At 50.0% G+C, this 16,645-nt stretch carries 9 protein-coding genes and 1 pseudogene; all 10 read right to left on the reverse strand.

Annotation, left to right across the window (positions count from 1 at the left end):
- Positions 1-146: 146 nt before the first annotated feature.
- On the reverse strand, positions 147-1,409 hold the full coding sequence (locus QZN53_RS12390) for a hypothetical protein (protein ID WP_163439235.1): 1,263 nt from the start codon (positions 1,407-1,409) through the stop codon (positions 147-149).
- 134 nt (positions 1,410-1,543) lie between these two features.
- Positions 1,544-2,332, reverse strand: a complete 789-nt coding sequence (locus tag QZN53_RS12395) for an ABC transporter ATP-binding protein (RefSeq protein WP_163439236.1) — start codon at positions 2,330-2,332, stop codon at positions 1,544-1,546.
- A 9-nt stretch (positions 2,333-2,341) separates the two neighbouring features.
- Positions 2,342-3,124 (reverse strand): ABC transporter permease, encoded by a 783-nt coding sequence (locus QZN53_RS12400; RefSeq protein ID WP_163439237.1) that lies wholly within the window; start codon positions 3,122-3,124, stop codon positions 2,342-2,344.
- A gap of 10 nt (positions 3,125-3,134) precedes the next feature.
- Positions 3,135-4,547, reverse strand: a complete 1,413-nt coding sequence (dnaB, locus tag QZN53_RS12405; RefSeq protein WP_163439238.1) for a replicative DNA helicase — start codon at positions 4,545-4,547, stop codon at positions 3,135-3,137.
- On the reverse strand, positions 4,540-6,012 hold the full coding sequence (locus QZN53_RS12410; RefSeq protein ID WP_163439239.1) for a sigma-54 dependent transcriptional regulator: 1,473 nt from the start codon (positions 6,010-6,012) through the stop codon (positions 4,540-4,542). Before QZN53_RS12410 ends, dnaB begins: the two co-directional genes overlap by 8 nt.
- Before the next feature lie 9 nt (positions 6,013-6,021).
- Positions 6,022-6,396: a response regulator gene (locus QZN53_RS12415; protein ID WP_073056863.1), complete on the reverse strand. Its 375-nt coding sequence runs from the start codon at positions 6,394-6,396 to the stop codon at positions 6,022-6,024.
- Entirely contained in the window at positions 6,396-8,744 is a 2,349-nt protein-coding gene (locus QZN53_RS12420) for an ATP-binding protein (protein ID WP_163439240.1), read from the reverse strand. The genes QZN53_RS12415 and QZN53_RS12420 overlap by 1 nt, the downstream gene beginning before the upstream one ends.
- A 1-nt stretch (position 8,745) precedes the next feature.
- Positions 8,746-14,598, reverse strand: a complete 5,853-nt coding sequence (locus QZN53_RS12425) for a glycoside hydrolase family 9 protein (protein WP_163439241.1) — start codon at positions 14,596-14,598, stop codon at positions 8,746-8,748.
- Positions 14,599-14,669: 71 nt separating this feature from the next.
- Entirely contained in the window at positions 14,670-16,334 is a 1,665-nt protein-coding gene (locus QZN53_RS12430; RefSeq protein ID WP_163439242.1) for a hypothetical protein, read from the reverse strand.
- Positions 16,335-16,375: 41 nt separating this feature from the next.
- Positions 16,376-16,645 (reverse strand): annotated as a pseudogene (locus QZN53_RS12435) (2-deoxyribose-5-phosphate aldolase); the annotation flags it as partial.

Consider the following 16,645-nt stretch of genomic DNA (forward strand, 5'->3'; position numbering starts at 1 on the left):
GACCGCATTTCAATATTAGTCAAAGGATTTTTTCTCATGACCGCCAGAAGGCTTTTACGGAACCACCCGCCTAGCGGGTGGTTTTCTGTATACAAAAAAGCTCCCCAAAGGGAGCCTTTCTTAATCAATTCGATATATCTTAGCGACTACTGGATACCGCAGGTTGCGGTATAATCCAGAGTAACAGACAGCGAAGTACCACTCTTCAATTGAGTCTTCGTCAACTTCAGAGCGACATAGTCTCCACCACCAAGGGATTCCTCATTCACAGTAATAGTCAAGGCTCCCGTCGGAGAATCAGAACGTTCAACCTTACAGAAGAAGGTATTGTTATAGCCGTCTGCAGCCAACACAACCAGCGAAGAGCCTGCAGGCAACTTAATGGTACCCGCGTCGTTAGGAGCCTTAATCGTATATTCAGCGCCTTCAGTAACCTTAACAGGATCGCAAGCCACGTCAATCACCGTATTGTCAGCATTTCCAACCTTGAGGGTCGGAGCGTACGACTTGGCTTCAGCAGTAAATGTCTTGGTGAAGGAAGTTTCACCTGCGGTGCCTTCCCATGTATAAGAGATGATGTCAGATGCCGACGTACAACCAGCCACGGACCAAGTCACGTCAGGCGTCGCAGTGAAGTCAACAGAACCCGTCACACCCACAGGAGCACACTTACAACCCGTAATCGGGTCGCCGTTCACCTGGAGCGGAGAGCACTGAATCGTTTCAGACTTGCCGTCAGCCATGGTTATCATCAAAGAAGCATTTGCAGGACCGGAATTAGGATAGGTAATTGCGGCAGAGGTACTCGGAGTGCCATCCGTAGCAGGCATACCACCTTCGAAGCTCCAAGCAAACGTGGCCTTGGCAAAGTCCATAGCCTTGTAACCGGCATTCAAGTTACCAGAGAACTTCCACTTGACGCTGGTGCCCTTGTTAATCGGAGTAGAAGCCGGAGCGCAGGAACCGAGACCGGTAATCGGAGTAATATCAATGCCTGCAGACGAGGTCGGATCCGGATCCGGGTTATCGATAATCGTCACAGAAGAAGAAGACGGCTTCGTCACGATGTTGATATCGCCACGAGAAGAAGAAGACATGGTGGGGTTCGTGTACGGCCCCTGATTCTCTTCAGCAGAAGACGATTCCGGAACATCGACGGGTTCTTCACCATTCAGGTAACCCTGATACTGGGTAAAGCAACCAATATCTTCTTTACAAGAACTCAAAGCGTCATTCTTCAGATTTTCAAGTTCAGGACCAGCAGCGCCTGTCGCCGGATCCAAAGGATACTGCATCGAAATAACGTTATCCATTTCGGTCATTTCATTGATGGTGCCTTCGCCGCAAGCCCAGAAGGCTGCGCTGACCGCAGTCACCATAGAAATACCTACGAATAGTTTCTTATTCATAATAAAACCTCTTTGTCGGAAAAATACATTATTCACTTAGAAAACGCTCACGTTGTAAGTAATTTCGTGAGAAAAAACACCAAAAAAGCGCCTTTTCTCCGTAAATTTCCGTAAACATTTTAACAGTATTGCTATTATTGTTCTTCATCCACCGAAATCTTGCGCTGGCCCGTAATAAACTGGTGCACGTAAGGGTTACTGGTGTTCTTGATTTCGTCAACCGTGCCCACTTCGATAATACGGCCATTATACAGCATGGCAATACGATCAGCCACCTTGAAGGCACTCACCATGTCGTGAGTCACCACCACAGACGTAACACCCAGCTTGCTCTGCATATCCAAAATCAAGTCGTTAATCACGTCGCTGGTAATGGGATCCAAACCTGTTGTGGGTTCGTCGTACAAAAGGATTTCAGGATTCAACGCAATGGCGCGGGCAAGGGCCACACGCTTGCGCATACCGCCCGAAAGTTCAGACGGCATCTTGGTACGGAATTCCGGCACCAGGTTAATCATCTTGAGCTTTTCGGTCACCACGTCCTGGATTTCGGCTTCGCTCATTTCCGGATGGTGTTCGCGCAAGGCAAACGCAATATTTTCACCAGTATCCATGGAGTCAAAGAGAGCACCCATCTGGAACAGCATACCCATTTTGCGGCGAATCGTGTGCGTGTCGAAGAACTTGGGCGTACTGATTGTCACGCCGTCCACCGTCACTTCGCCGCCATCGGGCTGCAAAAGCCCAATCATGTGCTTTAGAATCACGGACTTTCCGCCACCGGACTTTCCGATAATCACCATGGTCTCGCCACGGCGAATATCCAGGTTCACGTCGCAAAGAACATCTTGCGGACCAAAGGACTTCTTTAATCCCTTAAGACGGATGGCGATATCGTTCGGGTCTATTTTTACATTGGGCATAATGACACCTTAGAAGAATAGGATGGCATCCAGGACAAAGTCTGCAATCAAAATCATGAGGCAGCTCGAAACCACCACGCTCATGGTAGCGATTCCGACGCCGCGGGCACCTGCCTTGGCGTTAATGCCGTGGTAGTAACCCAGCAAGAAAATCAAGGTTCCAAATACAAAGGACTTTAACGTACCCGACCACAAGTCCATGGGGTCAAACAGGTACTGCATACCGGTCACGTAAGTATAAGTGGTAATGTCGAGGCCGAGCACGCAAACAATCCAGCCACCGATAATACCAAGCGCGTTCGAAATAACGGTAAGGCAGGGCACCATGGTAAAGAAGGCCACAAAGCGCGGCAATGCCAAGTAGCGGTAAGTATCAAGGCCCAGCACCGTGTAGGCGGCCAGTTCCTCTTTTTCTTTCATGGAACCAAGTTCTGCTGCAACGGCTGAGCCCACGCGGCCCGAAAGCACAATCGCCGTAAGCAAGGGTCCAAGCTCGATCAGAATCATTTTACAGGCTGCCGTACCCACGAACTTGTCGGCCACCAGGTTATGGAATTCGAATTCGGCCTGCACCGTGGCCACCATGCCCGTAAAGATAGATGTCACGAACAACAGCGGCAAAGAAGACACGCCAATCGAAATCATCTGCTTTACAATAAGCACCGGGTTCTTGTGAATGTAGCGAACCTGCTTGAGCGTGTTCAACAAGATGCAGACCACTTCGCCAATAGCCGAGATACCGGTTACGATAACCTCGCCAATCCAGACAAATGGAGCCATCAGTATCTGCATCTAGACTTCCTTAGTAACTTCCGAAATCAGTCGGGCCCATGTCGCTAGCATCGTCATAGGCATAGGCTTCGCCACCGCCATCGCCTTCGGGTGCGGCATCGTAGAAGGTCGTGTATTCCGGAATGAAAGTCATAGGAATATCCTTGACCGAACCGTTACGGTGCTTTGCCACAATCAGCTCTGCGGTGTGCTTGTCTTCTTCGCGATGGGTCTGCACGAACTTACGTTCCACAAACCACACCATGTCAGCATCCTGTTCGATAGAACCCGATTCACGCAAGTCAGAAAGCTGCGGGCGTTCGCGGCCCTTTTCTTCGACTTTACGGCTAAGCTGAGCGAGAGCGATAACCGGAATCTGCATTTCCTTTGCCAGAATCTTGAGGCCACGGGAAATGGCGCCGATAGCGACAGCACGGTTTTCTTCTTTACCCGTCTTCATGAGCTGCAGGTAGTCGATAATCAGCAAGTCGAGTTTACCCTTGCGCTTGAGCTGGCGTGCCTTACTCATGAGTTCCATAATGCCTAGGTCGGCGTTATCGTCCACATAGAGCGGGGCTTTTTGAATCGGCGTCACGGCAGCAATCAGTTTCTTCTTTTCGTCACTGTTGAGGTAGCCGTTGCGGAGTTTGCTCTGGTCAATCTGAGCTTGCGAACAAAGTAAACGCTGAGCCAGCTGGACGCCATCCATTTCGAGGCTGAAGAACGCCACGTTCTGCTGGAAGTTGATGGCCGCATTTGCCGCAATCGTAAGCGCGAAAGAAGTCTTACCCACACCAGGGCGTGCTGCCAGAATAATCAAGTCAGACTTTTGCAGACCGTTTGTCAGTTCGTCGAGTTCGGTAATACCCGTGCGAATGCCCGTAATACCGTCCTTACGGTTATTCAGGCGTTCCAAGAGCGGCGTCACAAAATTCTGAATAGGCTTCAAGGAATCGCGAATCTGGTCGTCGGCAATGGCAAAGATATCGCGTTCGGCATCTTGCAGAACTTCGTCGGGAACCGCCGCCGGATCCATTGCGTTCTTGATGACTGCAGAAGACGACTTGATCAATTTGCGAAGCGTCGCCTTCTTGCGCAATAGTTCAATATGCCAGCTGGCGTTGGCCGAAGAGGCCACCGATTCCATGAGTTCGAACAGGTATTCGCGACCGCCCACAAGCGAAAGCTTGTTCATGGTTTCAAGTTCTGCCGCAAGCGTCACCAAGTCAATCGGCGTCACGTTACGGTTGAGCGTACAAAGGGCAGTCCAAATCAGCTGGTGCTTTTCCAAATAGAAAAAGCTTTCGTCCTTGATAATCATGATGGCTTCGCCCATCACGTCAGGATCGCGCAAAATACTTCCAAGCAGGCAACGTTCAGCATCCAGGTCCATCGGGACCTGGCGGCCTTCGTAAGAATTCTGTTGATTTTCAAAATCAGGCATCGTCGCCATCCATCATAATCTTAAGTTCTTTCAATTTACGCCACAGGGTCGCACGGCTAATGCCCAAGCGCTTGCAGACTTCGGTACGGTTGCCGTTACAGACGCTCAAGGCGCGCAGAATATGCCTGCGTTCCATTTCTTCGAGCGACAAAAGTTCGCCATCATCTTCAGTTTCGGCAGTCGGTTTCTTTTCTGTTTTCGCGCTGCTTTCAAAAGAGATTCCCGGCAAGTCTACCGGTTCGGCTTCGATTACCTGAGGTTCGGCATTGTGTTCGCCCTTGATGTGCGGAATCGCCATCGTCTGTTCGCGGGCGCAGGCCTGCACCTCTTCGGGCAAGTCTTCCAAGCGAATCACGCCGCCTTCGGCCAGTACCGTCGCATGCTCGATAATGTTTTCGAGTTCGCGGATATTGCCCGGGTACGAATACTTAGTCAGCGCATACAAGGCTGCGGGCTCAAGGTCTACAATGTCCTTGCCCTGGGCATCCTTGTTTTTCAAAATGAAATACTTGATCAGGTTCGGCAATGCCGGCTTGCGTTCGCGAAGCGGAGGCAAAAGCAAATGGAAGGTGTTCAAGCGGTAATACAAGTCTTCGCGGAACCGACCTTCTTGCATGGCTTCTTGCAGGTCGCGGTTTGTTGCCGCCAGAACACGCACGTCCAAGTATTGCGGTTGGGTTTCGCCCACTCGCCTAATTTCGTGGCTTTGCAAGAAACGTAAAAGCTTGACCTGGGTCGCAGCAGAGAGTTCACCGACTTCGTCCAAGAAGAGCGTTCCGCCATTTGCGGATTCGAACAAGCCCTTCTTGTCGGCGGTAGAACCGGTATAGGAACCCTTCTTGCTACCGAAGAGTTCGCTTTCCACCAGGTTTTCGGGAATAGCGCCGCAGTTTACCGCCACAAAAGGTTCAGCAGCACGCTTGCTGTAGCGGTGAATCACGTTGGCCAAAAATTCCTTACCCGAACCGGATTCGCCGGTAATGAGCACCGTACTGTTGGTGGGAGCCACCTTGTAGACGGTCTTTAGAATTTTGCGCATCTCGGGAGTGTTCCCGAGGAGGCCGTCCAGCACCTGGGATTCCATGAGCTGGTTGTTGGACTTGTTCAGTTGCTGAGCACGCACCTTCTGAGCCGTCGATTCCAACTGCGAAATGGAAACAGGCTTTTTCAAAAAGGTGTTTGCACCGCGGGTAATGGCCGCGGCTGCGCCCTGCCAGTTGCGGTCGTCACAAAGCACAAAAATTTCAATGCCCGGGTGACGCTCCTTCAAAAAGCTCACCATGTCCATGTTGTCTTGCATTAAGAAAGGAACTTCGATAAACGCTAGGTCTATCGAATTCTTCTTGACGATGGGCATGAGGTCACTCTCGCGGGTACAGGCAAACAAGGTTGTCCCTGCAACCGACCAAGAGTGCTGGATATCGCCGATAAATTTCTGATCTAAGTCCGCGATCAGGATATTCATCGCGACCTACTACGAATGGCTCTTGATGATTTCTTCGACCTTCGCACGAAGGGCTTGCAAGTCTACAGGCTTGTTGAAGGTCGCCGCGGCATCAAAGTGCTGGGCAGTCATCAGGTAGTCTTCGGCAGAGGTTCGGCCACCACCGCTCACAGCGATAGTGCGGTCACTCATGTTCAAGCGGCGCAAATCAAGAATGACTTCGTATCCATCGACATCCGGCATAATGATGTCGGTAATAATCACGTCATAGGTCTTATTCTGGTAAAGAGTCTTAGCTTCTTTACCGTTCTTAGCCGTTTCCACATTGTAGCCCTTGATTTCAAGAGCGGACTTGAGCATCAAATTAAATTGCTCGTCGTCATCAATAATCAGGATAGTTGGCACTAGCCCTCCTTCGTTTCAGTTTCCATTGGCCAATATAGATAAAATGTAGTTCCTTCGCCTAAGGTTGTCTGCACTGTAAAGTAGGCATTCCCCTCTTTTAACAGCCTTAATGCAGAAGAAAGACCGAGTCCTAGGCCTTCGCCAGGAGCCTTTGTCGTAAAAAACGGTGCAAAAATACGTTCCAGGGTGCCCGAATCCATGCCCGTACCCGTATCGGCAATTTCGAACTTGGCGTAGCTACCGGCAGGAACCGGCGGAGCATAGGGAGTTACGAGTTGAGATTCAAGTATTTCTGGATAAAGTTTAAAAGTCAGCGAACCGCCCGTCTGTTTCATGGCAAACAGGGCGTTGTTTGCAAGGTTGCTGATAATGCGGTCGAGAGAAGCCACAATACCACGGACCTTCAGGCTCTTGTCCAGTTCTTCGCTATGCAGTTTCACGTTAGGCGGCAAGGTCAGAGAAATCTTGCGGACCACGTCTTCGATAATCATGTAAGGCGAGAACACGATTGCAGGAGTTGCCGCATTCGCATTGCCGCGAATGGCATTCAGAAGTTCGTTCAAGGAATCCTTACCGCGCTGGGCAGCCTTCTTCGCTTCCGAAATAAACGTGTACACCTGCGACTGTTTGTCTTCAATCACTTCTTGCGCAATTTCGAGGAAGCCGAGCTGCGAGCCGAGAATGTTGTTGTAGTCGTGTGCGAACGCGCCGCAAATGGTACCCAGTTCTTCGAGGCGGGAATGGATGAACTTCTGTTCGCGCAGCACGTTACGTTCGTATTCAAGCCTGCGCTGTTCGGTCATGTCGACCTTGAGGCAAAGCGTCTTGTAAGGAGACTTGGCCGCCTGCAGAATCGGAATGTACATGTTGTCGAACGTCTGCACCAGTTCGCCCATACCGGTAAGACGGTTTGCTTCGTCCTGCGAAATTTCGACACCGTCCTTGTCTTCGAACGAGGTGTAAACTTTGACTTCGCCCTTTTCGCGGGCTTCCTTTTCGTAAATCGAAATATCTTCGTCGTTATCGCGGGCACCTTCGCGTGAACCGCGTTTTTCAAGATCCAGACGATTCTGCTTCTGGTAAACACCGAGTTCGCTCTTGTACCACACTCTAAACGGAAGTGCGTTAATCAGCGTGTTCAGCACGTTTTCTTTTTCGACCTTAATGGATGCTTCCTTATTCAATCGGTCTTGATAGCGCACCAGGTCGTGCGTGTATTCCACGTACTGTTCGTTCAAAGTCTTCAGGTTCTGCTGCAGCAAAAGTGTCTTGGACTGGTCCATGAAAAAGGCGACATTCACAACCGTCATCAATGTCTGGCGACACTTGAAGAAGTAAATCTTCATCACGTGGGTTTCGCCATTAATGTTCATGCGAACATCGCTATACACGGTTTCTCTGAAAAAGTCAAGATTCGGCGGAAGCACGTTCTTAATGGACCTTCCACACAAACTAATAGAAGACTGACCGAGCAGTTTGGTAGCGCCGTGGTTTACCGCCTTGATCTTTCCGGCGTCATCGTAATAGATAATACCGTCTTCAATCTTGGTAATCAGTTTCTGCAAGAACCAATGGGCACCCATATCGCGGAACCTGGCCGAAGTATAGTACTGGCCGCAAAGAACCGATATGAACAGAGTCAGGAACTGGTGCCATACAAAGAACTGGTAGCCGCCATGCCATGCGCCAAAGCCCTTGACCAGCGGAAGAATAAAGTCGAACAGCACCGCCACCACAAGGCATATACTCAAGCTACCCGCCATGTAGGCACCGGTATGTAACACCGTCGGGTCTAACGAGCGAAGCGAACTACGCAAGAGCTGGTAAATAATGAGCAAGCATGCCGGCAAGAAGAACAGCAAATACACAAGCGTGAACGTCTTGAATATCGGCATGTGCGCAAACGGATGGTAACCCCAAAAGTCAAAACCCGAAATCGCCTCGGGGCCAACCACAAACAGGAACGTGAGGGCAATAACAATCATGATGCCCACAGAACCCGAAATCGCCTTGTACGGGGTTCGCCGGCTGAACAAAACCAGTTCACCCATGTCGTAAAGGGCAACGCCCACGCGCACCCAGCACAGGGCCTGCAAACCAAAGATTAGCTGTCGGCCAATGTAAACGTCCGACATTTCGGGAGTCATGGGACCACTGAAAAACAGGATGCCCAAAATGCTGCACGCATTCCAGGCAATGTTCGACAGCACCATCATGCGCAAGGGTCTCGGCAGACGGCGTGCCGTCATCTTGTGTTCAAGCAGGACCGGGTAATAAAAGGATACAAGAAGGGCTAGTACCGAAAGCACCAAAAGGTATGGAGAATCGGAATACAGGCTCTCTGCCATTTTACTTTACCCGCTTGACACCAAATGTGGACGTTTTATCGTAGTGGTTCTTACTGCTGAACTTTTCAGCGTTCGCGGAATTAGCATTCGGGACGAACACCGTTTCCATATCCAATTTATAAATATACGCGCCCGTGGCAACAGCCCTACCCTGTTCAGACTGCAATCCAACGGCGGTATTCGCCCATTCCACGTAGAATACGATCTTGCCGGACGAAGACAGGTACACGCCAGACGGCACGCTGTACCTACCGGCCAAGCGGTTCACGTAGTTACCCAGGTTGGTATAAATCGGCATGTTATACTTGACGCGCAGGCTATCCCAGGCGGCGGCTTCGTTGCCCGAAGCACCTCTCGGAACGGTCATTTCAATTTTCCAGACAGCTCCCTGGACGCTTGCAGAATCAATACCAGCAGCAACCACCTGACCATTCTGGATCAAGTCAAGCTTGTGGGTAGCCGGATTCAACACGTACAGGCGCATATTGTCTAGCGACGGCACCTGCGAACGCAGCTCGCCACCCGACTGGGAAATAACATTTTGCATGGTCACCACAAACTTGACCTTCGGATCGCCACTGCTCAAAATCGGAACCCACGGAGAGTTCTGTGCAGGCATGTTACCGCGAGCATCACGCAGAGCACTGAATTCCTTCGGATGCAAGCGAACAAAATCACCGTCGTTCACAGCAAGGCGGCTATCCTTGCTATAAATGGCTGCCATATTGATCTTGGTAGCGGCAATAGTCAGAGTCTGCACCGAGCGCTTGTAAATGGCGGTATCGACATCAGCAAGTTTTTCACGGTAATATACCAGCGAAGAATCCACAACCGTCACCGGTTCGCTCAGCACCATGTCGAGCATGTCGAACTTGTCGGACTTGGACATGTCAATGGTTGCCGTCACAATCACAGGGCCCACCAAGTCTTCGCCGAGCACAGAGTTCGTTTCGTAAGAAGCACCCTTACCCAAGTGCTGAGCCACAAGACCCGCTCCCGCAACATCCAAGCCCTTCAAAGAGCCTTCGTAAGTACCGCTGGTAATGCCGTAGGTAAAGGGTTTGGGCAAGTCCATCACAGAAGACATACCGTCGGCGGCATAAGTCGGCACCGTGCCAGCAACCCAGAGCGTTTCGGGAGCAGTGCGGCCAAAAATCACCGAGATGCTATCCGGATAATGCTTCTGGTCAATAGCGCGTTCATATTCAATGTAAATGCGTTCGGCAACACCGTCTTCGTCGGCATCCGAGATAGAGGCGTAACGCATGGGCACCGGAATCAGCTTGAGCGTAATCGGGAGCTTGGGCTGACCGCATTCGGCAGCAATGCCGTTGCCGTTCTTGTCCGTAATCGAAGCATTCGACAGGAGCTGAGCGAACATGCCCTCGGTCACCACGGAATTGCCATTTGCATCAAAGCCTATTTCGAATTCCCAGACGTTCATCGATTCGTTATAAATCTTCGTAAACTTGACCGTAGGCGCGCTGACCGTTGTAGAGCCATTCGTCGCGAACAGCTGCGTGGGCCATTCGGAACCCGGGCTAGAAATCGGTTCGCTAAACTGCATGTAAACGCGATCGCTCGTTGCAGTATCCAAGCGTTCAAGCACCGAGACCGCCAAAAGCGTCGGCGCAATGCCATCTTGATAGAAGTCGGTATGACTTTCGACCTTGCTACCCACGTTAGAATACAACGTGACAGAACCACTCGGATTCGTATTGATGGCAGTATCCTTGATATTTGCCTTCACCACAATTTCCTTGCCGTTCTTGCTAATGACATCGCTAGTCTTGAGCGTGTCGCCGTTATAAACGAACTGCACAGAGTTGAACGACTGGTTTTCTTGGTATTCGTTCGAAATCGTAATCTTCAGAGCATCAGGTTTATTGTCGCAATCGGCATCAATCATCTTAGCCACATCGATAATCGGCCAAGGCGGCAATTCTTCGATAATCAAGTCGGCGGTTGCGGCATCATAATCAAACTGTGCCGAGTTGCCAGCCTTTGCATACAACGTGGTCACCAGAACTTCTTCAGAGCTTACATAGAACGTTGCTTCGCCATTCACCAGCTGAATACTCGTGATAGGAATCGTCGCAGTTGCAGAACTCCAGAAGTGAACATTTCCACTAGTGGTGCCCAAAGTAAGCGTAACATTTACCGTATCCAAAAGCTGGGCAAGAGTATCGAGCAAGTACACATGGACTTCGGCCATCTTGGGAGTGCCTCCGGCCGCAGTCTGGTACGTCTTGTAAGAATTCTTGTCGAAGCGGATGATTCGTTTTTCAAGCGGCACCGTAATGGTATCGATTTCTACGTTGCTACGCACCACGGCGCAGGCGCAATCATACTTGTTTTTGCCGGTGTAACCAGGCACACCTGCAGCATGGTTATGCCAGCTGACCCATTCCATATAGTTGTTGCCATAGGCAAGAGTCGTATCTTTGGTGAACACAAAGGAATCGGTATGATTTTTTTTGTCATAAGCAAAGCCCTGCTTAGAAGCATTCATTTCAAGGTCATCCAAGACACCCATCGGAGTCACCTTGCTGGAGCCTTCGTAAGTAGTCTTATAGTCTTCTTTTTCTACAGAATAATACGGACTCTTGAACGGCTTTTCAAATTCAAGCGTTACCGTGCGGCGGACCTGCGGACCATCTTCTACAGTATCATCCGGGCCAAAGCCATAAATATGCTTGCCATGGTAATAGGCTGCAATATAGGGATCCTTTCTGAAGGCCTCTTCGGTGACGCCATTCACAGTTTCAAGGAACATCTTGCTAAACGAATCTTCTACGTATAGCGGTCCACGAGTAAGGTCAATTCCAGCAAAGGGTTCCGGATCCGAGTCCTCCATATGCGGACGCAGTGACCAGGAATTTTCCAAGCCATCGTAAGTCGCACCCTGCATAAACAGTTCAAAATACAAGCTTCCCGACACATACAAGGCACCCTTAATGTTTACAGGCAAATAGCCTCTTCCTTTTTCATCGGTTGTATACGTACCAATCGTCACATCAAACGGCACTGAATAATCAGCAATTCCCTTACCAGAGAAAGGTTGCTTATCATAGCTCACTGCCGAAACAGGCTTATCCAAATAAATTCGAAGGTCCAAATCCTGATAATCAACGGTATCTCTATTTGCCACTATGACGTAGAACGTATTACAATCCTTCCAGTTGCCTGTAGACTGACAAGACGAATTCTTCTTAATAGGCTTCATCGTAATAGTAAGGTCCACATAAGATGCTTCTGCTTCGGTAGTAAAGCTGTAACCAGCGCCACCGTTATCGTCAGTTGACATACCCGAAGACAGGGTAAAGTAATAGGTGGTTCCCGCCTTAAGGTTGGTCAATTCTACTTCATGGAACAACACGGTACCGCCCGTCGACGCCTGCGATTCATTTAACGCCGACATCGATGTACCATATTTTACCACACCATTAGAGCGCACATCAGTCCACCAATAAATTTTGGCACTACGATGGTCCACTTGGCAAATCGTCACGCCACTAATATTGGGTTTCACATTGGTCATGGTAAACTGGTACCATTGACCATGGTTATCATCGGTCGAAATATTGCGCTTGGTATCCATGCCTTCCAAGAAGAAGTAATAGGTCTTGCCCATTTCAAGGCCTTCAAGCGTTACAGAGCCGCCCTTAGAAGCCTTTGTCTGTTGCACGGACTTGGCTCCATTTGCATCGGGAGTCGTGTTATAGAACACTGTTACAAGTGCAATTTCGTTAGCATCCCAGCTTACGATTGCCGATGTTTCGGTAATAGGCGTTCCAGCAATATTGCTGAACAGCGGGCCTTCGGTATCGGGAGGCAACACCTCTGCGAGGCGCTGAGCAGGCATCAAAAGTTGCACCGAGAAGTCAATGCAGGTTTCTGTTGCAGTCCAGTCGCTCCAGTCTTCAAGCAAAGTTTTAGTAGGGGCGGAACCACCCATCAAGGCGCCACGCGGGCAACGATATTCATAGGGCAAGCCACCAGCGTTGTAACCATCCGGATTTGCCGTACGGTTATGTGGGTGATTCGAGTTTTTATCACCAGCCCCCATCAAGAACGAAATATCCCATGGGTTCGCACCCATGTTATAATAAATATTGTCGAGTGCCAAATTCAAATAAGCATCATGTTCTGCCCCCGAGGTAATTTCAGAAAGCATAAACACCGCATTGGCGGCACCAATATTATAACGGTTAAAGCCCCAGTCGCTAGACACCCAAGCAAGGTTATAAGGCGGCGTTGCTTTCACAGAACCGAAACGGTTTTCGTAGATAGTCGCACCCTGGGTACCATCATCTGTCAAACGGCGCAAACTGTTGGTTGCACGCTGCAAAAGCGTATCACGTTCCAGTTCACCCACATTGTATACCTTAGCAGTATCTTTGTTGCTAAGGATCAACTTCACAAACGAGAACAGCACATAAGCATGCACGTTTTCGTAGTCGGTCATCCAACCACCGGGGTAAAAACCACTAATCATCCCCAAGAAGCCACCTTTAAAATAGGGACCGGCATCATTGGGTTCATTATTATACATGTAGTTGGTTGAGTTATTATGAATCGTCGTGTCTTTATACAAGTGATACTGATACATAGTATCTTTAGTGGCATACCACAAAGCAAGTGCGGCGGCGGCAGCATCGTCATTCAAATTAGATTCGTTGCTTCCACCCGGATACAGGTCTTGCGGAATATCCGCCTTGGTATAACCATATGAACCAAGCGGTGTATGAGGAAGCGTTACGTTTTTATAAATATCCTTAGCAGCTTCCAAAAGAGAATCTGCATAAACAGGGTCATAAACTTGCCAACCCACCGAAAACAAGGCAAGGGCAGCAGCAAAGGCTCCTGAATAAGTACCCACACTTGCAGTTACAGCTCGATCCGGGCCACCTTTTTCCTCAGGCATAGCATCTTGCTTTTCTGGAACATCCCAAAATTCATGGTCCCGTGCATCACCAACAGTGTGGTACATATCATTTTTAGTATCAATAAGGCCATCCGCTTTCGACGCCTTATAAAGCTTAAAGATGTAATCTGCACCGATTTTAGCTTCGTAAAGAATATCCGGATAGCCATCCGGTATGGTATCACCGTAAGAATTACCAAAGCGGTCTTCGGCCTTTTCCTTATACACAAGGTAGGTTGTCGCCATGGAATAAGCCGCATAGCCAATAGTTTCAGACGGCTTAAAATGGTCGCCGCAGTCATGCCAACCACCTGTCAAGTCATGTCCAACTTTAGAGCCGTCCTTCAAGTGGCACGCCGCATGCATATGAGACTTCGTATCACCGCAACGCTGAATACCAAAGAATTTCAATGAGTTTTCAAATACAGCGTTATAAATAGCTGGGTGAATATTGAATGTTGCCGAAGTATCTTTATCCACCACTATAAAATATTCACCCGGCACGCTCGGCGAAAGTCCCGAGAAATCTGCACGGTAAAGTTTTTCTGTTGCAGTACTGGAATCTTTAGAGCCAAAATTATAAAGAGTGGTAAAAGCCTTAAACTCACCATTTACCCAAATATTCGGTTTCGGCGCATTAGCATCAATAAGTTTCAGCGAGCCGCTCCATGCTTCGGCACCGCTATTGGCATCAATCACCCGAAAATCAGTCGTCTTCGGATCAGCCACATAGGCGTACTTGGGGTCTTGCGGTCTAAAGCCAACCTGGTTCACACGAATCGGGCGACGTTTTTCGACGTTCAACGAGTCCAAATACCTACGACTATGCACCTTGTCGGTGCGATCAATATTAGGGAGCGCATCTGCCATGGCAAAGTCCACGGCAAACAAGCTAAGCAACAATACTGCCTTTAACACTTTCTTCATAATCATACTTTTCCTTCCAAACAATTCAAAAAAAGAGAATGTGTCTCCCTAGACACATTCTCCCCAATATTTTACTTCTTAGCCCTTCTGAAACCAAACGTCCTGGTAAACGTGTCGGAATCCTTCAGAGCCTCGGTGCGGTCACCTTCGTCAGCCTTCGCCGGCAGGTAATCGCTCTTGGCCTCGGTATTGAACTTCGCGATGTAAGGTCCAGTACCGATCTTCTTGCCCGAAGCACTTACAGGGTAATCTTCAGGAGCGCACCATTCCAGGTAGAAGGTCAAGGTGCTTGCCGCCGAGATATATTCCTGCATGGCAGAAGACATGAACGAATACGTCGCCTTGTTCACGTAGTGGCCGAGGTTGCTGAAGACATCCATTTCGAGGTTGACCTTGTAGTCGCGCTTGGCTTCACCGAGTTCGGTCTTGTCGAGCACATCGGGCAAGGCGATTTCGATCATGAACTTCGGACCTGCACTGCGGTAGCCCCTAATCGGAGTACCGAACACGTCATGCAGTTTGCTGTCGCCTTCAGCAATCACAACCGTTTCATCGTTCTTGTTAAGCGTCGTCAAGCGGAAGTTGACGTTCGGATCCAGCGGGATTCCACCATAGTAAATGGAATCGGGGCTTCTGGACTTGGTCACGCCATCGACAGCCGTGATAGTGAACCTAATATTAGACACAGAACCGGTCACAGGCACCCAAGGCGTTGCATAACCCGGATACTGGCCAGACAAATCCTTGAAGTAACCCGTCTCGACATCCGAAATCAGGCGCACAGAGTCGGCAATCCAAATAGCTTCGTCATACTTGTGCCTGTAGCCAAGCTTTCCAGTCGTCGAGCCAGTCATATACGTCACCGAGAGGTTCGGGTTACGACTCGGATTAAAGAACACGCCTGCAGCGCCATCGCGGTTACGTTCCACCACATACGGGTGACCCGCCACCGTATCAAGCGGTTCCGAGAAGGTCAGCGTCACGTAGTCACGAGAACCATAAGAATCGTCGTCCACATCGAAGCCCTGCCATACAGCCGTCATAATAATCGGCGGACACTTGTCAAGCACCGGGTAGAACTTGTCGAAGAAGCCGCCTTCGGGGCCAAGGCGCGGAGTCACGCGGCCGTAGCTGTCGTACGGGCCAGTCGTTGCACCGCGGGCAAACGAATTCATCGTATTGAACTTGATCGTAATGACAGATACCGTATCGTTCTTGAGCACAGAATCGATCTTTACGACAGGTGTTCCGCTCGAAGAATCCACAGACGACATCTTTTCCCAGTGTTCGCCGAATTCAAACGTGTGTTCCCATTCCGGTTTCAGGTTCTTGACTTCGCCCTTCAAGCCCCATTCCACAACGAAGCTATCGAGCATGTCCTTGTCACGAAGTTTCTTTGCAAACTTCATGTAGAGTTCGTCGGCGTAGCCATCGCCTTCGTTGTCGCGCATTTCGGCAAGCGTAATGGGCACCGGTCTCGGCGTTTCGATGTCTACGCCGAGCGGAAACCGTCCGACCGCCGCCGCTGCCATATCCGCGCAATGACTGAGATTCATGTGCAGATTTTCATGCAGAAGCTTCGGTTTTTCGAGTCCGGTACGGGTGAGTTTTCCGTGCCGGATGCCGAAATCACGGCAGAGTGCGGCAGAGAGCAGGTCGAGTGCGATCACATGCGAAAGCCGCGCCCGCTGACTGCGCTCCACCTCCGGAATATCGGTCAGATACACCCGAAACATAAGCTCCTGCGTGGTTTTATCATATCCGGACAGCAGGACGTTCATGTCTCATCAAACAGGATCTTTGCCGCGCTGCATCCGATGCGGTCACAGCCTGCGGCAAGGAATGCTTCCATCTGTTCTCTGGTACGGATTCCGCCTGCCGCTTTCATTTTCACATCCGGACCGATATACCGGCGAAACAGCGCAATATCCTCCGGCTGTGCGCCGGCACTGCCAAAGCCTGTGGAGGTCTTGATGTAATCGGCGCCTGCCTCTGTCACCATTTTGCAGCAGCGGATTTTCTCGTCTTCTGTCAGCAGACAGGTCTC

The sequence above is a fragment of the uncultured Fibrobacter sp. genome, assembly GCF_900316465.1.
Lineage (GTDB): Bacteria > Fibrobacterota > Fibrobacteria > Fibrobacterales > Fibrobacteraceae > Fibrobacter.